This is a genomic window from Arthrobacter sp. AD-310, assembly GCF_054656615.1.
This window is the reverse complement of record NZ_BAAHNO010000003.1, coordinates 90,630-110,857: the sequence shown is the minus strand read 5'-3', so window position 1 is coordinate 110,857 and position 20,228 is coordinate 90,630. Positions and strand designations below refer to the sequence as shown.

Here is a 20,228-nt window from a genome sequence, read left to right as displayed (position 1 = left end):
TAACGCAGGTCTTCCCTGTCCAATTTCGTAGCTGAAGTGAGGCTAGCTCTACCCATCGTTGAGCATGGCGTAGCAATCGAACAGGCATGTCCTTAGGCATAACCATTGATGTGCTCCTAAGTTATTCCAGAAGGACGATGAAGTCCCCGGGCTAGACGAAACACCGATTTTACGTCGGCAAATTGAATGCGATAAAAGCCAAAGAAGGCCATGCCGTAGCGTCGGCGAAGGACCAAAATATTGATATTTGAAGCCAGGATGTTGCCTACAAGAGTTGCAATCGCGGCACCTGTTGCCCCATAAAGGGGCACTAGGACGACCACCGTGGCAATGTTTACCACCGCTGCAATGACAAGCGACATGCTAACGGCACCGGGGTGTCCTCTCCCAACCAGACCTGCTCCAGCGACGGAACCTGGGATGCCCACGACAGCAGCCAACGTAAGGATTGCCACGGCCGGTATAGCTTCGACAAAGTCAGCACTGAACAGCAGGGGAAACCAAAAAGCCACGGGAACCAGCAGGAGAGCAGCTATGCAGAGTCCTACGACGAAGGATATACGTGCACTTCTTTGAAGAATGTCGGGACCTGATCCTGAGCTCTGAGCGGAGAAGGTTATGTCTCGAACGGCGTTATTTATTACTAGCACCGCGTCAGCAACCGAAGCAGCGGCAGCATAGTAGCCCAATTGTCGAGCGTCCGACAACGGCATCATGATAGCTTGATCGATCTTTCCCAAAACTATCCCAGAGACGGAGCCGAGCCACACGACCAAGCTGAAGGAAGTTAGGTCCTTATAGGAAACCCTATTTTTTCCAAGTTCTTCCCTTCGCAGTTCACGTAGTGGTTTTAGGAATACAAAACCCGCTACCACCGGGGCGGTTGAAAGAATCAATACTGCCATGATTGGCGAAAGACTAGCGAGGAGGAAGGCAGCAGTTATAGCTGTGAGCCGAAAGGCAGAGGTGACATACTTCTCTAGGTTGACAAATCTCCACTGGTGCAGCCCCCTAGGGAGGGACCGCCAGCCAGCCACAAGCGTAGTGGGCAGAACGAACAAGGCAGCCAGTTTGATGAGTTCTTCCGCTGCAGCGTTACCCCCGGACAGTGCACTTGCTGAAATGACGACTAAAAGAGTTGCCAAAACTCCTGTGCCAGTGAGAAGCAGCAACCCTTTCCGCAAAGCATTTCTGGCGTTTCCGGGATCTTTTGCAACGAGGTAGGTGACAGCCTCTGGTATGCCGAACATAGCTAATGTCGTCATGAGTAAGAGTGGGGCTGTGGCCGCAGCGACCACACCTCGCTGTTCGGCCCCAAGTGCCTGTGCAAGTATAGGCGCCACTGCAAAGCCGGCAGCCGGTGGAGCTAAGTTCGCCAGTGCAGAAAGCGCCATCTGGCGAGCAAGCCTTTTTGGAGGGGGAGGGTTGCCCGGGGAGAGCTCTTGAGTCCTGCCGCTCATAAAGAATCAACCATCCTGGGTCGCAAGCTACTCGTGTGGGTGCCGGGCTAGAGGAAAACGCAAAATCTCGAATACCGGAAGGGGTTACATGCTTTGCATAGGACTGCTGCTACGCGGAAGTTTGGCCTAAGTCCTGTCGGAGCTCGTGGAGGGAAACATGCTCGGCGACCGCTCGGATGGCTCTTTTTCAGAGGGATCGATTGTCACGGAGTCGCGCCGCGATGTCCTGCTGCCAAAGTCTGACATCTGCTCTAGCTCAGAGCCATCGTTCTCAAGACTGCGGTAGCTGTAGGTGTAGGACTCCTGGCTCTTGGCTGGCAAGCGGTTCAGCACGACCCCGAAGATGTTTGCGTCAACAAGTTCCAGAGCGGTTAGCGATTTCTCGAGATCCTGCTGCTTGAGCTTCTCTGTACCTACAACCACGACTACGCCGCCCACATGCTGTGAGAGGACAGCAGCGTCGGTGACAGGAAGGAGGGACGGTGCGTCAATTACGACAGTATCGAAGGTGTCTTCAAGCCCGTCAATAATGACCTTCATTTCCGTCGATCCCAAAAGTTCGCTTGGGTTGGGGGGCACCTGGCCTGAAGTGAGAACGTAAAGGTGATCGTCACCCCAGTGCTGAATGAGATCTCCGACGCCAGCCAAGCCGACCAATGCCGTAGTAAGGCCTGCATTCTTATCAAGGCCAAGATACTCCCCAACCATTGGCCGGCGAAGGTCGGCATCTACAAGACATACAGATTGACCGGCCTGGGCCAATGCAATTGCAAGATTCGTAGCCGTTGTAGTTTTTCCTTCGCCCGGTAGCGAGGACGTTACCAAAACTGTTTTTGCCTTCCCAGCCACATTTGCAAACTGCAAATTAGTCCGCAGCCTCCGGAATGATTCGGCACGCGGGCTTTGTTGGCCAACTTGTGTAAGCAGTGGCTTCCTCTCTGCATCCTCCTCGAATGCAATTGCCCCCAACAATGGTGCATTCGTGATACGGCGTAGGTCATGCTCGTTACGGATTCTGTTGTCCAAAACGGCGCGGAGGACGGCACAGCCGATTCCCGCAACAAAGCCCACGACCAGACCTAGAAGTAAATTCACTCGAGTATTAGGGGCCGACGGCGCGGCCGGAGCCTTGGCTGGCTTTATTATCGACATGCTGACCGGAGAGACTCCCCCAGTTTTCGGCTTCTCCAGCGTGTCAACCGTCTTTATCAGGCTGTCTGCGATGGCCTGTGCAAGGGCAGCAGCCTGCACGGGAGAGTTATCATTCACAGAGATCGAGATCAAGACTGTGTTAAGGTCGCTGGTGGCCTTGATACGGCCAGCCAGTTCCTCGGACGTGATACCAAGACCCAAAGAGTCGATAGCCGGCTGAAGCACAAGTGGCGAATCGATGGTTTGAACGTACGACTGCACGCGTGCTTGTCCAAACGAATTTCCCTGCTGGAGTTCTTGAATTGATCCCGAACCCTGTATGGCAACGAAAAGCTGCGTTTCAGCAGTGTAAGTGGGTTTAGCTAGCATCGAGGCCCCACCCCCTAGCAGCAAGCCCGCAAGAGTTGTAGCGGTGATCAAGATCCAACTGCGGCGAAGGATGCTAAGAATGTCGCGAATGTCCAAGGCCGGTCCCCCTATCGGTGGCTTGACTCTGCTGAAACCATGCCAACAGGGCGGCAATCTGAGCCACCTCGACGATTCTACCCGCTAGGACAACGGGGAATAGAACCGTTGCATCGGAGTCGCTCGCCAATGGTGTCAAGACGTTGAGCAATCAGAATTAGATAAAGAGTCGTCCGCACTGCGCCCGTTGTTCGGCTACGCGCGCCTTGGAAAACTGTCTAGGACGGCCTCACTACAGAGGGATCATTCCTCTGGTGGTGGATGTCAGCAGGTTGCGGCTTCGAAGAAATCAATCAGGATGGGGGCCTTGCGTTAGCTTCCTGAAAGACGGATGCGATGCTGTCCGTGGGGAGCACGAATGTACCGAAGGTGCCGAACACCTGGCTCGCTTCAAGCGCTTAGAATGAGCTGATGCCTACTGGGGGGAACATGTCAGACGCACTTGCGCCAGCTCGCCAAATCCAGCCAACTGCGCACCGGAAAAACGTGCTTCGGCAGCTAAATGGAGTCCGAATCATCGCTGCTCTATGGGTAGTTGTGTACCATTATCAGCCCCAAATCTACGGACTACTTCCGGAGTCGACATTTTTGGCAGCCATCACGGGAGCCGGCTATCTCGCGGTTGACCTTTTCTTTGTGCTCAGCGGCTTCATCATCTGCTATCAGTATCTCGGACGCTTCGCCCGCCCTACTAAGCGAGGCTACGCACGCTTCCTAGTGAAGCGAATAGCCCGTATCTATCCTGCTCATCTTGCTGTGCTGCTAGCGCTGGCCACGCTTGTTATTGCGTCACGTACTGTCGGTGCCGAGGTGAGTAATGCGGACAACTACAGCACTTCCGGGTTCTTCCTTGACTTGTTCCTCATTCGCTCTTGGGTTGGAGACTCCCAAGGATGGAACATCCCCGCTTGGTCGCTTAGTGCGGAGTGGCTTGCCTACGTTCTGTACCCGGTCATAGCTCTCGGTGTCACTTGGTTGGGATCCAAGCGTTTGACGTTCTTGTTGATTGCGGCGTTACTGATCGTGCTGCTGGAGGGTTTGGCGACCTGGGCATACCCTTCTTCCCACATGCCGGTTCCGGCTGCTCGAATCGTCTTAGCCTTCAGCTTGGGGTGCATTGTCTATCTGGTTTCCAAGAGGGTCAGGCTGAGTGAGAAGAAGGGATGGCTTGGGGTGGGATCATTGATAGCACTATTGGCAGTACCTGCAGTACTTCCTGAGGAGCCCGTCCGTGCTTCCCTTGCCGTTTTACTGTCGGGGATTGTCATCTTGTTGCTTGCTTGTGGGTCCGGGCGTCCTGTAAGAACCCTCGGAGCCTTACCTCTGAATGCTGGTGGACAGATCTCTTTTAGTTTGTATCTGGCCCATGTTCCAGCGTTGATGATCCTCGTTCGGGTTATCCCCGTGGAACGCTTCGTTGACTCACCACTTCCCCTTCGCGTAGCGGTGGTTGCCCTCTATATAGTCCTCGCCGTCGTGGCCGGAGCCATCCTTTATCTGGGCATTGAGAAACCAGCTCACTCGATTATCGTCAAGTGGTACGAAAAGCGGGCGGATAAGCCAATGGAAATGTCCCCAGACAGCACAACCGCGAGGTCGAGCCGAGGTCAAGGGAGCGGTAACAAAGACTAGGCTGCCGCCGACCCCATCCTCGGTGTCCTCGCGGGCGTCCTGCTTGCGGCGGTCAGGCTGCAAAGTGCCTACAGGCTCCTCAGGGTGCGGGCGTGCAGGGACCGCACGGTTCACGAGTACGTCGCAATGGACGGTGCGGATGTGTATCGACACGTGCAGTTCCGAAGTAGGCTTTGGAAGCCGGAACCAGGCGACCTATCGGGTATTAGTTGAACGATGCCCTTATTAGTATGAGCTTTCAGCCTGCCGGGCCCTTGTATGGGTGCTGATTCCTGAGGAACCAGCAGTCGATGATAAGTAGAACGCCTTCCGCTCCGAAGGACGATGCGGTGGCGTCATTGTCTCTTTTGTTCTGCACAAGGAAGCTTTTTTCGATACTAGTGTCGCTGCTGCCCCGCAGGTATGCGGAGTCTTGTGGCGGATGCTTCAGCAGCAATACCCGAGGGTGGCGCGCTGGTCGTGATAGTTCTGTCCCACGTCGTACTCAAAGCTAGCCCGACGACGAGCCACGTGATCGGCTGGAAAGTCGCATTAGAGAACATGCTGTTCAGCAGGATTACTACCAACAGTTGGCCAGGCAGGGTCCGGCAGGTCACGCCTGCCAGGATGATCAGGAAAGCGATTAGCGGAACGGCGAGAAGTCTGCCATCCACCCAAAACATCAACAACCAATTGCTGCTAACAGCGTTAGCGGAGTCGCCAACATCGCCCATGTTGACGCCGCCCCAGATTCCTACCCGGCCGTTTGAACTCAGCCCGTGCCCGTACCATGGTGCCGTCTGTGCCATTTCGAGGAGGCCATCAATCTGTCGGACGCGGGCTTGGCCTGAAATGTCTGTCTCGCTGACCTTGAACGTTCCCTGAAGCCTCCTGATTAAGTCTTGAGCGAAGCTCCCATTCAAGGAAAGGTAGGTTGCTCCAGCTGCGGCGAGCAAGGCCAAAGCGGGCCATTTGCCGCGGCCCTTTGGTCGAGCATCCTTCGTTCGCTCAGTTAGCAAGCTGAAAAGAATTACAAGCACGACGGACACGCCTACAGCGATCCAAGCCGCCCTCGCAAAAGCAAAGACTAACGAAGCTCCGTTTACGGCTATGAAGAGGGAACGCACCAGAGGGCGCATGGGGAGTCGCCACGAGGCTAGCAAGCCGAGTCCGGAAAACAGCCCCAGGTAGTCGGGTTCCGGGTAGATGCCGATCGGCCGGCCCACTGAGCTGACGTGAGCGTGCCATATCTCGATAGGAGCCACCTTTGCGACTTGGAGTATCCCGAGGAAGCTGCTGGCCGTGATGACGGCAAGAGCGCCGTAAAGCATGTCCTGCCGATCCCTGATACTCGACTTGGCCACTATCAGGGAGGCCGAGGCTGTGAAAGCTAGGAGTTGCAACGCCAAAGTAGGGCTGACGACCAAGTCTCCATAGAGTGCGGTGGCGGCAAGGAGCGAGGAGCAAGCCCCCATAATAGTGATACGTTTACCACTCCCACGGTTGCCACGAAACGGCGGCACGAGCCACCAGACGACAACCAGAAGGGTGAAAACATGCACTCGCAGGACTTGCACGCTAACCAGCGCGGCGGACGCCCCGACAAGAGCTGCCATCGCCCGGTCCCTATCTTTGTACACTGCCATGAAAACGGCGGCAGCAAAGAGAGCGGCCATGACGGCAAATAGTTCGAGAATCCCCATCTAGACAGCTTATCGGCTAATGATGCGTAACCTACTGGCTACTTCACGCAGCAACGGTACGGCGGGCCGTTAAGGACTGAAGTTTGAGCGCCAAAGTTTGAATTGCGCGTCCCAGCTAAACCGAGTGGTTGAGGTGTAAGTCACCTTATGCACGGATGACGTCCCCTTTTTGCAGCTACGTGGGCTCCGCACGAGTGCAGGCCATGCCAATGTCCGCGGAACTCCTAGGGCCAGGGGGAGCGTTGGCGCCGAAAGGAAAAAGCGCTAGGGAGCGCTGGCTTCAATCAGAGTTTGAGGCTCCTCGGACTACGCCGTCCCCTGCAATCCCCTTCCAGATGGCAGCAGGAACTATGGGCGGGAGACGCTCTTGGTGGCCACGATGGTTCCGGGCCCATAGCCAGGATCGCCCCCGGTCCTACCTTCACCCTTCATCCACTCACCAGCTTGAGCTTCTTCCACGGGAACCCGTGGTCGTCAACACCCTTCATCCATCCGTGTCGTGGACTTTGTGGGCGGGCTCCTGGTGGCGCTGCGGCCATCGGTCTCCCGACTCAGCGAGTTAGTGATTCAGGAGTAGGAGGGATTAGCAGTAACACTGTGCTGTACCCGGAGGCGAACCGCGACGGCCTGATACTGCCGTCGTCGCTAAACGGACCTTCTGCTAGCCTTCGCTTTTACTTGAGTAGACCAAGAATCATCCTCCCTGCCGCACCTCCCACGGGCTTTTGTCAATAATCTCAAGGGGCGCCCAAACCGTGGGCAGCCTCGACATCAGTTTCCCGAGCTGACGCTCCAGTTGCTAGTAGAAAAAGAGCAGCGCGATGAGCAAGCGCGGATATCTGGCCAGCGCCTCCAGATGCCGGTTGTCCCGGAACGCGGCCGGGCTCTTCTGAGCAGATCGTTTGTCGCTTATCTCGGCTTGGATCCTGCCGCTTACGAGGTCGCGTGCGAAATCGAACGCGGGTCGGAGCCAGAGGACATTGCAGATCTTCAAAGCTTCGCCCTCTGTCTGGTCAGTCCACAGGGAAGCAGAGGGCGCGGTGCAATTCGTAACAATCAGTGTGACTTGATGGAACCTTGAGGATGTGTTTTATAGCATCCCGGCATGGGCAGGCATGTAGGCATTTACTATGGGCGTTACTCTCGGGCGGAGCTGAAGCGGCGGAATATAAGGGTGCTTTCCTATTTTCTCTTGGGTGGGTTGGCAGTCGTAACGGGAACTGTCATGCTGATGGCTCTGCAAAGGTAGCTGCCGCAGGCGTGGCTTCTGGAGCTACGTGACTTGTCATTTCGCTCAGTCACGTGCTTAGGTCATGGCGATGGGGATCACTGTGACCGATGGAGGCTGTTGTGGCTTTATTCGACTTTGCCCTGGCGCTTTGCGCGCTGATAGGCACCCTGCTGGTTCCCTTTTTCGTGCTGTATCAGGTGCTGCGGCGTAAGCGCCGAGCGATCCGATTCCACGCTCCCCTCGCGCCAGAAGGTGACCGCCGCTAGCCATGCCGTACGTCGACATCAACCCCCACAAAGGCCGCCCCAAGTGGCAAGGCTACGCCGTCCTGGCCCTCCTTCTGGTACTGACAGCAGGTGTTGTGGCCGCCGCGCTGACGCGCATTTGATCAGGCGTCATTCATCCAAGCCCCTAGACTAACTGTTTGAACAGTGCCGCAGAACCTTTTGCCGAACGTCCTGGGGGGACAGACATGCCCGATCCGGCGGATCAGAATGCACGCGCCCAAGCAGAGGATGCAACTCATCCTCGCCGACGTCGCGACCGTCGTCGCGTCGACGGCGAGCTGACGAACGTCCAGACAGGAACCATGCCAGTCTTCACGCCCTCCGACACGTCCGCCCAGTCCAACGCTGAGCAGCCGGTCACTAGACGAACTTCGTGGGCTGAGGCCGCCGCCGCATCAGATGCGGCAAAACCTGCGGTTCCCGGCCCTGCCCTCACAAGACCGCCAGCCTCCTCGAAGCCTGAGCTGGCAGGAAGCGCGCCCACTGCGCGGGTTAGTGTCGCAGAAGAAGCGTCGCTGCCGTCAGGCGAATCGGGCGAAACCCCATCATTTAGGCGAATCAAACCGACCGTTGCTGACACCATCGCTGACAGCGTGATGCCGGACTTCATCAGCTCGCCCGGACTGTTTGTTAAACAACAGAAGCCACGACCCATCGGCGGGTTCCGTGGTGCCCTGTACAAACTGACCGGCGGTGCCTGGAACCTGGGCCCCGGACCAAAACAGTGCCAGGAAGACGAGCTAGCCCGTCGCATTTCCCGCCAGCTCCATGGCAGCTACAACACGGCAATCCTCAGTCTCAAAGGCGGCATCGGGAAGACCTCAACAACCGTTGGCGTAGGCCTCACGCTGGCCGAGTTCCGTGGAGACGCGCCCTGCGCCATCGACGCCAACCCGGACTCCGGCGACTTGGTGGAGCGGGCGCTGGGCGAGGGTATCTACCAGCAGTCCAGCCCGCGCAGCATCACGGACCTTCTAAAAAACATTGACTCCATCGACTCACTCACTACCCTGGCCCGCTACATGCACCACGCCGGCCGACTGCACCTCATTGCTGGGGAGCAGGACCCCGAGGTCTCCGACTCTTTGACGGCCGAGGAATACCTGCGGATTCGCAAGCTGATCGGCGCCTACTACTCCGTGGCGTTGACCGACTGCGGCACCGGCGTCACGCACAACGCCATGAGCGGGATCCTGCAGTCCGCGGACAACCTTGTCATTGCCGCCGGCTACGCAGTGAGCGGTGCAAAACGGGCACGCAGCACCCTGCACTGGCTCGCTAGCCACGGCTACGAGGAACTGGCACGAAACGCCATCGTCGTCATCACTGACAAGGACGAGGTTTCCTCACGCGTAGACAAGGACGCCATCGAGGAGCACCTCTCCGGCATCTGCCGGGAGCTCATCGCAGTGCCGCATGACCGCGGCGTCGCCGACGGTGACCTCGTCACCCTCGACGTCCTCAAGTCCGAAACGCGGCGTGCCTACAAGGAGATCGCAGCGGCCATAGTGGACGGGTACCGGTAAGGCGCTGCCTCACCAACCCACCGTGAATAGACGTCCTCAAAGACCAGGAACGTCTACGTATCAGCCCCAGGCATGGACTGCAGCAGGTCGAAGATGAACCGGCGGAGGTCGATGTTGTCCACGGCTCGGACCAGCAGGATCACGCCGAAGTCGCTGCCCACCAGGGCGATGTGGTGCAACTCCGGGATGGCCGCAAGGAGATCGCGGAGTTCCCGCGAGGTGTCCTGCTTCTGCTTCAGCGTCACGTAGGCGGAGGACTTCAGCCCCGCCTTGATCGTGTCCACCACCGCCGTGCACCGGGACAGCACCCCTTCCGACGTGAGCCGGGCGACCCGGGTGTAGGCGTGTGCCCGGGAGATGTGGACGTTCTCTGCCACCTGCGTCACGGACATCCGGCGGTCCCGGGTGAGCTCGGCGATGATGGTCCGGTCGATGTCGGCCAGCGGCGCCGGCTCTGTCCGGGCATCCTTTCCTGCCACGTCGACAGGGTTACTGGTGTCGTTGCTTTTCCGGGATTATCTCTCACCTCCAGAGCTGCCCTAGAATCTCCTAAAGGCGCCCTCAGGCGTCCGAGTATGACCAGTTGGGGGAACCATCGCATGAGCAGCGACGTATCAAGCGCGCCTAAAACACGGAACAAGGGGCGGATCACATCCCTTGATGGCCTGCGCGGTATCGCCGCCCTTGTGGTCTTGCTGAACCATGCGCTGCTGATCTTCCCCAGCTTTTCCGCGGCCTATCAGGAGCCCGGGAGTGCAACTCCGAGCTCGTGGGCGTGGTGGCTGACAGCGACCCCACTGGTCGGGCTTTGGTCAGGCACTGAAGCGGTCCGGATATTTTTCATTCTCAGCGGCCTGGTACTGGCATTGCCGCTCTTGGGTGGCGCGACCGTGGACTGGAAGTCGTGGTATCCACGCCGCCTGCTTCGGCTCTACGTGCCGACATGGGTGGCGGTTGCTATCGCTCTAGCCCTATTCATGATCATCCCGCGAGTGGAGAACCCTGCCGCGAGTTCGTGGATCAATGATCACAGCCGGAACATGTCGGTCGGAGAGTTTATTGGTCCGTTCACCCTGCTTTTCGGAGAGACTGGATTCCTGCTGTCCCCGTTGTGGTCTCTCAAGTGGGAAGTAGTGTTCTCGCTCCTGCTGCCACTCTATTTCTGGGTGATGCTGCGGACGCGTCGTCACCCTTTGCTTCAAGTCTGTGTCCTAACGGTTGCTAGCCTTGCAGGATACGTCCTGGGCATCGACACCCTGAAGTACATGCCGTTCTTCGGCTTCGGCATACTGCTCGCTCAGAACATTAATCAGGTAGAAGGAGTCACACGGGCATGGGGCCGGACTCAGTGGGCGGTAGTTACAGCAGTAAGCCTGGTTCTCCTGCCGGCTCAGCACTACCGCGGATTGTTGTCCGAAGAACTCGTTGGATCGCGGGTGCTGGACATCTTGCAAGCGCTGCTGTTCGTTCCGGCAACAATTGCCGCGGTCGGGGTTGTGATCATTTGCGGATGGTCACCCCTCGCGAAGAAGATGCTGACTCTGCCTGCCGTGCAGTGGTTAGGTACTAGGTCTTTCAGCCTCTACCTGATCCACGAAACTCTTGTTGTTTCGGCGGCCGTCGCTTTCGGGCCTAGCAATCTTTGGCTGGCGTTGCCCGCGATCCTTGTCGTCTCGCTATTTGCAGCCGAAGTGTTCTTTCGATGCGTGGAGCGCCCTAGCCATCGACTCTCGAAGCTTGGCAAAAAAGACACTCCACCCTTGGTAGCTGGTCGTGGCACTCACGCTGCTTTGTAAAAGCGAGCGTCACGAAAACGCATAGATCCTTCCGCAAATACACGCAGGGCATAGCTCGCCTTTTGGCCCTGTAGAATCACCATGCATCTTTAGGTCCTATATGGGGGAATTATGGCGCAATCGACGCTGACCAGTCGGCATGTCTCGGATAAAGCCTTGCAGCCCTCGTCCGGCGGTAGGTCAGGGAAACGCGCTGACATCCAGGGCCTTCGTGCGCTGGCCGTAATCGCGGTGATTCTTGATCACCTCCTGCACTGGCCCAGCGGAGGCTTCGTAGGTGTGGATGTTTTTTTCGTGATCTCGGGCTTCCTCATCACTGGACTGTTGCTGCGCGAGCACGACCGAACAGGAACGATCTCCTTCAGCGGCTTCTATCGGCGAAGGATCCGACGCATCATGCCAGCCGCCGCAGCAGTCCTAGCCGCCACCGTGGCCGTCGCCTTCGCCCTATTCACGTTGAACCGTGCGAGCCAAACAGCGTGGGATGCCCTCTGGGCGTTCCTCTTCTCCGCCAACTGGCACTTCGCCTCCGTCGGTACAGATTACTTCCAGGCTGACGGCCCCGTCTCGCCCGTCCAGCACTTTTGGTCGCTAGCCGTGGAGGAACAGTTCTACTTCATCTGGCCGTGGCTCATACTGCTAATTTTTACACTCGGCGGTAAGTCCACGAAGTGGGACCAAACGAAGGCGCACCGGGCGGTTGCCATCGCCATGCTCATCATCGTTACGGCCTCATTTGTTTGGGCTGTCGTGGAAACGCTGATCAGCCCGACCAGCGCCTATTTCTCAACCTTCTCAAGGGCTTGGGAGCTGGGGGTGGGCGCACTGATCGCGGTCTTCGCCAGCGCATTTAGCCGAATTCCGGTCCGTCTCCGCCCCATTCTCGGCTGGGCAGGCATAGCCGGAATTGTCTGGTCAATGATGACCATCAGAGCCGACATGGCTTTTCCTGCTCCTTGGGCCGCCGTGCCCGTCCTCGCCACCGCTTTGGTGATTCTGGCCGGCACTGGGGCCCAGCAGCGTTTCATGTGGCCACTGACCAACAAAGGGACGGGCTACGTCGGAGCCATCTCCTATTCCCTATACCTGTGGCATTTCCCGGTCATCGTGCTGTTGGCTGCCGTGATGGATCAGACGACCCCTGGGTATTTCGCCGCCGCAATACTCCTGACTGCTGTTTTGGCAGCTACGGCATACCACTTCATTGAGAAGCCAGTGCTCGATTCTGGATGGCTGGAAACGCCAGATGCCCGCCGTCGGAATCGTTCCGCCTCGGCTTCGGCAAGGGCTCGCTTACAGTACACAGGACTGGGCCTCTTGGCTTTAGCCACGGCAGGTGTAGTTGCCGCGTCGCTCCTGCAAACTTCAGGATATGGACGTTCATCCCATGCTGTTGCCGCCAGCGGACCCACGCCCAGCTCCTCTCTCGCAGCCACAGGAAAGACTCCTGAGGCAGTTCTTGCCGACGAGGTGTCTGCCGCACTCGCCGCCACCGCATGGCCGGACTTGACGCCGACCCTCGATGAACTCGGTGAAAGTTCATGGGCCCCCGAGATAGTGGATGACGGGTGCCTCTCGGTCAGCGACGACAACCTTAGTAGTTGCGTGTACGGCCCCGCGAACACGACGAAGACGGCAGCAGTCGTTGGCGACAGTATGGCGGCAAGCTGGATGCCCACCATTCGTGCTGTCCTTGAGCCGAAGGGCTACCGGATCCAGATGCTCACACTCAGTGGATGCCCGGCGTTCGTCATCGAGATGAGAAGCGAACATGCGGCCGACTGCAATGCACACCGGACGTGGACTCAGGAGAAGCTCGATGCACTGAATCCAGATCTCATTGTCATGGCCAATGCCTTCGAGGACATCGCTGGGATGGAGAATCGTTCTCCCCAGGAGACCGCAGCTGCTTGGAAAGCCGCTGGAATCAAGTTCCTTAATCAGCTCCCTGCTGACTCGTCGTTCATCATGCTTTCCGCGCCTCAGGGTGGGAAGAATCTGACGGAGTGCGCCACGAAGCTGAGCGCACCTTCAGACTGTGTTAGCACCGTGGGTGAATTCCGAAAGATGATCGATCGGGCGGCAGCAGAAGCCGTCGCATCCGCCTCAAGGGCCAACGCTGCATACGTGGATACCACGAGCTGGTTCTGCGTGATGGACAAGTGCCCGGGCTTCATCGGAAACAACCCGGTTCGCATCGATGCCGGGCACCTGACAGGAGTTTTTGCGAAATCATTGGGCCCAGTCTTGGCTGAGGCCTTAAAGTCGAAACTCCCGTCGGTGTAGATCGTGCCGAGGCGCAGTTACCGTTGGGGCATGGGGAAACTTGATCGGGCTTGAACGCGGCGACGATAACGACGCGGCCCGGCCTAGCTAGTCGGATACACGGCGCTGGCACGCCTGGCGAAGTGCCGGCACGCCACGGTGGAGCAGGACGCACTACCGACACCGTTGGCTACTGCGCCTGTCGCCACTACTGGCACCAGTGACCTACTTGTAGAGCGCTCCTGGCAGGGATATGGTCGAAGCGCGCTGCGCTCGAACCGTTACCGGCTCACAGGCCCTTCTTGGACGCGGCCGCTTGGAAGGGTACCGGTGGCGGTCATCTTGCTTACGCCGTTGATGCTGACTGTGCGTGCGTTGCCGTTAGCGACGATGGATACAAGGTCGTTGTTGACTTCGGCCGGGCCAGTGGCGATGGTGCTGTAGGCGCCGGAGCAGCTGCCAGTCGCCGGCACCGTTGACGTAGACCAGCCAGAAGTTGTTCTTGTCCACGTATAGGTACACAAAGCCTGATGAGCCGTTCACCTTGACGGACAGCCGGCCCTCCATTGTGAAGTTTGCAAGCGTGTCGTTAGTGACGGCGTAACCCCGCCAGATACGGAGACGGGGGAATACCAGGGTGGTGTTGACTCCCGAACACCGATTGCCCTGCGGGAACCCGTAGACCCATGTGTAGGCGCCCTAGTCCTCGTGCCAAGCATGGTTGTGGAGTTGGCACGGGTGAAGGTTTCACGAGCCTGGTAGGCCGTGGGCGGCGGAACACGATCAGTGGGCGGGCCGTGATGGCTCTGGCCACGTTCTGTCCCCAGTGGTCGTTTCCGTTGTCCTCTGGGTGCAGCCCGTCCGAGAGGTAGGCCGGTTCCGCGTACTGCTCGTAGAGGTCCACAACCTGGACGCCCAGCGACGTCATCGCGGTTTTCACCAGCCCGTTGGTGTCGATGGCCTCGGCTTCCGACCCCGCGTTATAGACGCCTACGTAGAACGTCGAATTGATCTTGGAGGAAGTGCCGACGAGGGGGGCGTAGGCCCGGTCAAGCGTGACCAAGACGCGGACGTTCGTCTCAGTCTGGGCCGGCGTGAGGTCCGCTCTGTCCGGGTGTCATTGATCGACGTTCTGATAGACAAACATGGGCTAGTGGGCCTCCAGTTGCCCCTTCAGCCGCGTCAGCATTTTCGCGCTCGTGGAGCCGTTCACGCCGTTGGTGATGGAGGTGTGGATCCACGGCATCTTGCCGAGCGTGTTGGCGTTCGACGTTGCCTTGCCCACTTTCGCCCCGACGGCAGAGGTATCAGCCTTGCCGACCAGCGCGGCCGACGTGACATAAGTGGCAGAAAGCGGCACCTGGCGGTTCTATCAAGGTCCTGATATCAGAGCTGCCTACCTTTAGAGCGAGCAAATTACCGCGTATCCACATCCTCGAACACCAGGAACGTCTGGGTATCCAGCACGCCCGGCATTGACTGCAGCTGGTCGAAGATGACCCGGCGCAGGTCGATGTTGTCCACGGCGCGGACCAGCAGGATCACGTCGAAGTCCCCGCCCACCAGGGCGATGTGGTGCACCTCGGGGATGGCGCCCAGCTGGTCGCGCAGTTCCCGCCAGGAGTCCTGCTTCAGCTTCAGCGTCACGTAGGCGGAGGACTTCAGGCCCGCCTTGATCGGATCCACAACGGCCGTGAACCGGGACAGCACGCCCTCGGACGTCAGTCTTGCGATCCGCGTATAGGCGTGGGCCCTGGAAATGTGCACGTTCTCCGCCACCTGGGTGACGGACATGCGGCCGTCCCGGGTCAGCTCCGCGATGATCCTCCGGTCGATGTCGTCCAAGGGAACGGGTGCTGACCCGGCATCTCTGGCTGCCATTCTGCCCACTGCCCCTGTCCGGTAAATCTGGAGATCACTGCCAATTCGTCTCCAGTGTAGGCAGATCCCGGACTTTTCCTCTTACCGCCGCTGCGAATGGTAGAGGTCCGCTTTGGCGCGGATGAACTCACAATCACTCGGGGCAAGGATGCTCTCGCCGTGCCGGTCCTGCCCGATGTCCGTGCCCGTGGCCTTCGTGATTTCCGCTGCGACCGTCCGGGGAAGGATCCTGCACCCCGGATTATCAACGAGCCATTGCCGCGTTTCCGGCTCGATCCGCTCCCACAACTTGTCAATGTCCATGACGCTGCACCCCCAGCTTGTCAGTCCCTATTCAATGGTGGTTGGCCCCGCAGAGGCGAAGGCGGCCGCGCTGTCCCGCTGCCCCCCGAAATCGCGCTCAAGAGAGTGTGGTCCCTGCCATGGGGCAGGTCAAGACCCTTTTGGCAGCGGACTCCGCCGGCAACCATTCCGTTTTGTCCACAGCCGCCGCCAGTAAGCTGGGTCACAATGGCAATTTGTCTTCCCCGAGCGCCAAAAACGATCAGCTTCTCCACGATTCCCATAGATGCTGGATACGAAACCGGCCCCGGGTCAATACTTGGAAGGAATAGTGGCAACAGAAGGACGGACAATGACGATCTCCGCAGACCACACCGCGCCCCGCACCACCACGCCGGGCCAGGAAGCCCACGAGGACGCCCTCGCCGAAGCCGTCAAGAAGTTCGGCATCACGGTGGAGGACTACATGCTCCCCGCCCGGCACCAGATCCAGATGGTCGCCCCGGACGGCACCCTGAAACCAAAAGACGAGCAGGGCACCGAACCCGGCCACGAATACCCCGTCCCCGGCGACGAGGAACTGCTGGCAGCGTACGAGCAGCTCGTCGTCGGACGCCGTGTCAACGACCAGAACTCCGCTCTCGTCCGGCAGGGCCGCATGGCCGTCTACCCCTCCAGCCACGGCCAGGAAGCCTGCCAGGTAGCCGCCGCCCTGTGCCTGTCCGACGGTGACTGGATGTTCCCCACCTACCGCGACGCCGTCGCCGTCATGGCCCGTGGCGTGGACCCCGTCCAGGTGATGACCATCTTCCGCGGCGACTGGCACGGCGGCTACGACCCCCTCAAGCACAAGGTCGGCATCCAGTGCACCCCGCTGACCACCCAGCTGCTGCACGCCGTCGGCGTCGCCCACGCCGCCAAGCTCCGCGGCGAGGACACCGTGGTGCTGGCCATGTGCGGCGACGGCGCCACCAGCGAAGGCGACTTCCACGAGGCCCTCAACTTCGCCGCCGTCTTCCACCTGCCCGTCATCTTCTTCGTCCAGAACAACAAGTACGCCATCTCGGTGCCGCTGGCACACCAGTCCGTGGCGCCGTCGCTCGCGCACAAGGCCGTGGGCTACGGCATGGCGGGCGAACGCGTGGACGGGAACGACGTCGTCGCCCTCCTCGCCGTCCTGGACCGCGCCGTCAAACTCGCCCGCGAAGGCTCCGGCCCCCTCCTGGTGGAGGCGCACACCTACCGGATGCAGGCCCACACCAACGCCGACGACGACACCCGCTACCGCGAAAGCGCCGAGGTTGCCGAGTGGCGGGCCAAGGACCCGGTCACCCGGATGCGCACCTACCTCACCGGGCGCGGGCTCTTGGACGACGACGGCGAGGCGCGGATCCGCGACCACGCCGAGACGGTTGCCGCGCAGCTGCGCGAGGGCCTCAGCGAGGACGTGCCCGTGGACCCGCAGGACCTCTTCCGGTTTGTGTTTGACCGGCAGACGCCGCAGTTGAAGGAACAGTCCGCCATGCTCGCCGACGAACTCGCCCGCGACGCAGCAGCATCTACCGAGGAGGCCGGCAAGTGAGCCCCACCATCACCACCTCGTCCGAGGCCCACGGCAACGTCTCCGCCGCCACCGCCCGGGCCGCCGCGTCCGCCGCCGCCACCGCCGAGGCCGCCGGCCCCCAGCCGGTCACCCTCGCCAAGGCGCTGAACACCGCCCTGGTTGACGCGATGTCCGCCGACCCCACTGTCCTGGTGTTCGGCGAGGACGTCGGCACCCTGGGCGGGGTCTTCCGCATCACCGACGGGCTCACCGCCACGTTCGGCGAGCAGCGCTGCTTCGACACACCCCTGGCCGAGTCCGGGATTGTCGGCATGGCCGTGGGCATGGCGATCAACGGGATGCGCCCGGTGATCGAGATGCAGTTCGACGCGTTCGCCTATCCGGCCTTCGAGCAGATCATCAGCCACGTGGCCAAGATGCACAACCGGACCCGCGGCGCCGTCAAGCTGCCGCTGGTGATCAGGGTGCCGTACGGCGGCGGCATCGGGGGAGTGGAGCACCACTGCGACTCCTCCGAGTCCTACTACGCCCACACCGCCGGCCTGAAGGTCTACACCCCCGCCACCGTCGCCGACGGGTACCGGATGCTCCGCGAGGCCATCGACTCCGATGACCCCGTCGTCTTTATGGAACCCAAGAAGCTGTACTGGTCCAAGGACGTCCTGGACCTCGCCTCCCTGCGCGCTTCCTATGAGGAAAGCACGACGCCGGGACTCGGCACCGAGGGCCGTGCCGCCGTCGCGCGTCCCGGCACGGACGCGACACTGATTGCCTACGGTCCGTCCGTTCCCACGGCTTTGGCTGCCGCCGAGGCGGCTGCCCTGGAGGGGCGCTCGCTGGAGGTCATTGATGTGCGGACCATCGTGCCGTTCGACGATGACACCGTGTGTGAATCGGTGCGGAAGACCGGGCGGGCGGTGGTGATCGCCGAGGCGCACGGGTTCGCGTCCGTGTCCTCCGAGATCGTGGCCCGGGTGCAGGAGCGCTGCTTCCACCACCTGGCCGCACCCATCCGCCGCGTGACCGGGTTCGACGTGCCGTACCCCGCACCCAAGCTTGAAAAGTACTACCTGCCCGGCGTGGACCGCATCCTCGACGCCGTCGACGACCTTCAGTGGGAGGACTGATTTTATGAGCGAGACCCGCGTGTTTTTGTTGCCCGACCTGGGGGAGGGGCTGACCGAGGCCGAGTTGGTGTCCTGGCACGTTGCCGTTGGTGACACTATTGCCGTGGACCAGCCGATCGCCGAGGTGGAGACGGCCAAGTCCGCCGTGGAGGTGCCGTCCCCTTATGCCGGGGTTGTGGCGGAGCTGCACGGGAAGCCGGGCGAGACGATCGACGTCGGAAAGCCGCTGATCTCGGTGAGGCCGTTTTCTACTGGTGTCGCCGCGGATGATGCCGCCCCCGCCCCTGCCGAGCCGGTGGTTGAGCCTGTCGAAACCGAGTTGGGCGAGCCGGCTGACGAGCCAGCGGAGACCCATGTGGCCCAGTCCTACCGGGAGGAAGAGAAAGCCGGCTCCGGAAATGTCCTGATCGGTTATGGCACGCCGGGGGGACATGGTCAGGCGCGGCGGACCCGCGCCCGGAAGTCCTCGGTCGCGGTGGCTGAGCCTGGCGAAACCAGGACCGCCGAATTGTCCAAGGAGGACGAGCTCGCACTCCTGCGTACCCGTGTCCCCGGCAAGCTCGGCGCGGTGATTTCGCCGCTGGTCCGGCGGATGGCCAAGGAACACGGCGTCGACCTGGGCGAACTTCACGGCTCGGGCGAAAGCGGCCTGATCATGCGCCGCGACGTTGAGGCTGCAATTCATACACCGGTGGCTGAGCCCGAGGTTTCGCGTCCGGTAGTAGCTGAGCCTGCCGAAACCAAGCCTGCCGAAACCAAGCCTGCCGAAACCCAGGGTCGCGACGCCCGCACCGGTCTCGGCATCGCTACCCGCACCCCGGTCCGCGGCGTCCGCAAGGCCGTGGCCGCCAACATGTCCCGCAGCCGTTCCGAGATTCCGGAAGCGACGGTCTGGGTGGACGTCGACGCCACTGCCCTGATGGAACTGCGCGAAGGACTCAAGTCCGGCACTGCCCAGGTCCCCGGCCTGCTCGCGTTCATCGCACGTTTTGTCACAGCTGGGCTAAAAAAGTACCCGGAGCTCAACACCCGGATCGAAACCGCAGAAGACGGGTCCCAGGAAATCGTAGGATTCGACGGCATCAACCTCGGCATCGCCGCGCAGACCGACCGCGGGCTCGTGGTTCCGTCAGTCCGTGGTGCGGAGAAGCTGAGCGCCCGTGAACTGGACGCGGAGATCCGCCGGCTGACCGACGTCGCACGCGAAGGCAAGGCGACCCCGACGGACCTGGGCAGCGGCACCTTCACGCTCAACAACTACGGGGTGTTCGGTGTGGATGGGTCGGCGGCGATCATCAACCACCCGGAGGTGGCCATCCTCGGCGTCGGCCGGATCATCGACAAACCCTGGGTGGTGAACGGCGAGCTCGCGGTCCGCAAGGTCACCGAGCTGACCCTTACGTTCGACCACCGCGTCTGCGACGGCGGCACCGCGGCCGGCTTCCTCCGCTTCGTAGCGGACGCCATCGAAAGCCCCACCACCCTCCTCGCCGACCTCTAACCGGTTAACCGGTGGTTGAGCCTGTCGAAACCTCCGCGGGTTTCGACAGTCTCAACCACCGAAGTCCGTTTTCGACAGGCTCAACCACCGATTCCAACGCCCCATCACTTGATGCGCCCTCTCTTCAGACGCTCCATCAGGTGATGCCGGTCTGCGTCGGACGCTCTTGCACTCGAAGCCGGCACTCGAAGCCGGGGACGGCGCCCGGGCGACGGCGTACGACGGCGGCCGCGTGCCGCCGTCGTAATCCTCCCGGGCTCTCCCCAGACACAAGTAGTGGGGGGGGGGGAGGGGGGGGGGGGGGGGGGGGGGGGGGGGGGGGGGGGGGGGGGGGGGGGGGGGGGGGGGGAGGGGGGGGGGGGGGGGGGGGGGGGGGG

The 20,228-nt window shown here is 60.6% G+C and carries 15 protein-coding genes; 8 read left to right on the top strand and 7 right to left on the bottom strand.

Features of this window, described 5'->3' with window-relative positions; translation table 11 throughout:
- Window positions 1-116: 116 nt before the first annotated feature.
- Window positions 117-1,394: an oligosaccharide flippase family protein gene (locus ACYQ1Z_RS01680; protein ID WP_459790630.1), complete on the bottom strand. Its 1,278-nt coding sequence runs from the start codon at window positions 1,392-1,394 to the stop codon at window positions 117-119.
- A 192-nt stretch (window positions 1,395-1,586) separates the two neighbouring features.
- Complete coding sequence (locus ACYQ1Z_RS01675) at window positions 1,587-3,077, bottom strand: tyrosine-protein kinase domain-containing protein (RefSeq protein ID WP_459790629.1); 1,491 nt, start codon at window positions 3,075-3,077, stop codon at window positions 1,587-1,589.
- Window positions 3,078-3,488: 411 nt separating this feature from the next.
- Between ACYQ1Z_RS01675 and ACYQ1Z_RS01670 the strand changes: the two genes are divergently transcribed.
- Window positions 3,489-4,709, top strand: a complete 1,221-nt coding sequence (locus ACYQ1Z_RS01670; protein WP_459790628.1) for an acyltransferase family protein — start codon at window positions 3,489-3,491, stop codon at window positions 4,707-4,709.
- Window positions 4,710-5,086: 377 nt separating this feature from the next.
- Here the strand turns inward: ACYQ1Z_RS01670 and ACYQ1Z_RS01665 are convergent, their stop codons facing one another.
- Window positions 5,087-6,391, bottom strand: coding sequence for a hypothetical protein (locus tag ACYQ1Z_RS01665; protein WP_459790627.1), 1,305 nt, complete (start codon window positions 6,389-6,391; stop codon window positions 5,087-5,089).
- A gap of 1,350 nt (window positions 6,392-7,741) precedes the next feature.
- Between ACYQ1Z_RS01665 and ACYQ1Z_RS01660 the strand changes: the two genes are divergently transcribed.
- Both ACYQ1Z_RS01660 and ACYQ1Z_RS01655 read left to right on the top strand, forming a co-directional pair.
- Window positions 7,742-7,888, top strand: a complete 147-nt coding sequence (locus tag ACYQ1Z_RS01660; RefSeq protein WP_459790626.1) for a hypothetical protein — start codon at window positions 7,742-7,744, stop codon at window positions 7,886-7,888.
- 323 nt (window positions 7,889-8,211) lie between these two features.
- Window positions 8,212-9,435 carry a MinD/ParA family ATP-binding protein gene (locus tag ACYQ1Z_RS01655; protein WP_459790625.1) on the top strand — a complete coding sequence of 408 codons (1,224 nt, stop codon included), beginning with the start codon at window positions 8,212-8,214 and terminating at the stop codon, window positions 9,433-9,435.
- A 53-nt stretch (window positions 9,436-9,488) separates the two neighbouring features.
- Here ACYQ1Z_RS01655 and ACYQ1Z_RS01650 read toward each other — a convergent pair whose 3' ends face one another.
- The gene (locus ACYQ1Z_RS01650; RefSeq protein WP_459790624.1) at window positions 9,489-9,914 is read right to left on the bottom strand and encodes an Lrp/AsnC family transcriptional regulator; all 426 of its coding nucleotides are present in this window, start codon (window positions 9,912-9,914) and stop codon (window positions 9,489-9,491) included.
- Between the two features lie 120 nt (window positions 9,915-10,034).
- Here ACYQ1Z_RS01650 and ACYQ1Z_RS01645 point away from each other — a divergent pair, with 120 nt between their 5' ends.
- A complete protein-coding gene (locus tag ACYQ1Z_RS01645) occupies window positions 10,035-11,231 on the top strand; it encodes an acyltransferase family protein (RefSeq protein WP_459790623.1) in 1,197 nt (398 codons plus the stop codon).
- A gap of 111 nt (window positions 11,232-11,342) precedes the next feature.
- Window positions 11,343-13,517 carry an acyltransferase family protein gene (locus ACYQ1Z_RS01640; RefSeq protein ID WP_459790622.1) on the top strand — a complete coding sequence of 725 codons (2,175 nt, stop codon included), beginning with the start codon at window positions 11,343-11,345 and terminating at the stop codon, window positions 13,515-13,517.
- Between the two features lie 1,129 nt (window positions 13,518-14,646).
- Here the strand turns inward: ACYQ1Z_RS01640 and ACYQ1Z_RS01635 are convergent.
- The 3 genes from ACYQ1Z_RS01635 to ACYQ1Z_RS01625 form a co-directional block, all read right to left on the bottom strand.
- On the bottom strand, window positions 14,647-14,856 hold the full coding sequence (locus tag ACYQ1Z_RS01635) for a hypothetical protein (RefSeq protein ID WP_459790621.1): 210 nt from the start codon (window positions 14,854-14,856) through the stop codon (window positions 14,647-14,649).
- Between the two features lie 56 nt (window positions 14,857-14,912).
- Entirely contained in the window at window positions 14,913-15,377 is a 465-nt protein-coding gene (locus ACYQ1Z_RS01630) for an Lrp/AsnC family transcriptional regulator (protein WP_459790620.1), read from the bottom strand.
- Between the two features lie 81 nt (window positions 15,378-15,458).
- Window positions 15,459-15,680: a hypothetical protein gene (locus tag ACYQ1Z_RS01625; RefSeq protein WP_459790619.1), complete on the bottom strand. Its 222-nt coding sequence runs from the start codon at window positions 15,678-15,680 to the stop codon at window positions 15,459-15,461.
- Window positions 15,681-16,011: 331 nt separating this feature from the next.
- On the opposite strand from ACYQ1Z_RS01625, the gene pdhA reads away from it, so the two are divergent.
- Genes pdhA through ACYQ1Z_RS01610 form a run of 3 tightly spaced genes read left to right on the top strand, consistent with a single transcriptional unit; the run spans window position 16,012 to window position 19,851 of the window.
- A complete protein-coding gene (pdhA, locus tag ACYQ1Z_RS01620; RefSeq protein WP_459790618.1) occupies window positions 16,012-17,241 on the top strand; it encodes a pyruvate dehydrogenase (acetyl-transferring) E1 component subunit alpha in 1,230 nt (409 codons plus the stop codon).
- Window positions 17,238-18,350: an alpha-ketoacid dehydrogenase subunit beta gene (locus tag ACYQ1Z_RS01615; protein ID WP_459790617.1), complete on the top strand. Its 1,113-nt coding sequence runs from the start codon at window positions 17,238-17,240 to the stop codon at window positions 18,348-18,350. The genes pdhA and ACYQ1Z_RS01615 overlap by 4 nt, the downstream gene beginning before the upstream one ends.
- 4 nt (window positions 18,351-18,354) lie before the next feature.
- Window positions 18,355-19,851, top strand: coding sequence for a dihydrolipoamide acetyltransferase family protein (locus tag ACYQ1Z_RS01610; protein ID WP_459790616.1), 1,497 nt, complete (start codon window positions 18,355-18,357; stop codon window positions 19,849-19,851).
- Window positions 19,852-20,228 lie beyond the last annotated feature (377 nt).

Coding starts and splice junctions, on each gene's coding strand:
- ACYQ1Z_RS01630 (WP_459790620.1), bottom strand. CDS start 15,377: ATGGCAGCCAGAGATGCCGGGTCAGCACCCGTTCCCTTGGACGACATC.
- ACYQ1Z_RS01640 (WP_459790622.1), top strand. CDS start 11,343: ATGGCGCAATCGACGCTGACCAGTCGGCATGTCTCGGATAAAGCCTTG.
- ACYQ1Z_RS01680 (WP_459790630.1), bottom strand. CDS start 1,394: ATGGCGCTTTCTGCACTGGCGAACTTAGCTCCACCGGCTGCCGGCTTT.
- ACYQ1Z_RS01610 (WP_459790616.1), top strand. CDS start 18,355: ATGAGCGAGACCCGCGTGTTTTTGTTGCCCGACCTGGGGGAGGGGCTG.
- ACYQ1Z_RS01645 (WP_459790623.1), top strand. CDS start 10,035: ATGAGCAGCGACGTATCAAGCGCGCCTAAAACACGGAACAAGGGGCGG.
- ACYQ1Z_RS01665 (WP_459790627.1), bottom strand. CDS start 6,391: ATGGGGATTCTCGAACTATTTGCCGTCATGGCCGCTCTCTTTGCTGCC.
- ACYQ1Z_RS01655 (WP_459790625.1), top strand. CDS start 8,212: ATGCCAGTCTTCACGCCCTCCGACACGTCCGCCCAGTCCAACGCTGAG.
- ACYQ1Z_RS01625 (WP_459790619.1), bottom strand. CDS start 15,680: ATGGACATTGACAAGTTGTGGGAGCGGATCGAGCCGGAAACGCGGCAA.
- ACYQ1Z_RS01670 (WP_459790628.1), top strand. CDS start 3,489: ATGCCTACTGGGGGGAACATGTCAGACGCACTTGCGCCAGCTCGCCAA.
- pdhA (WP_459790618.1), top strand. CDS start 16,012: ATGACGATCTCCGCAGACCACACCGCGCCCCGCACCACCACGCCGGGC.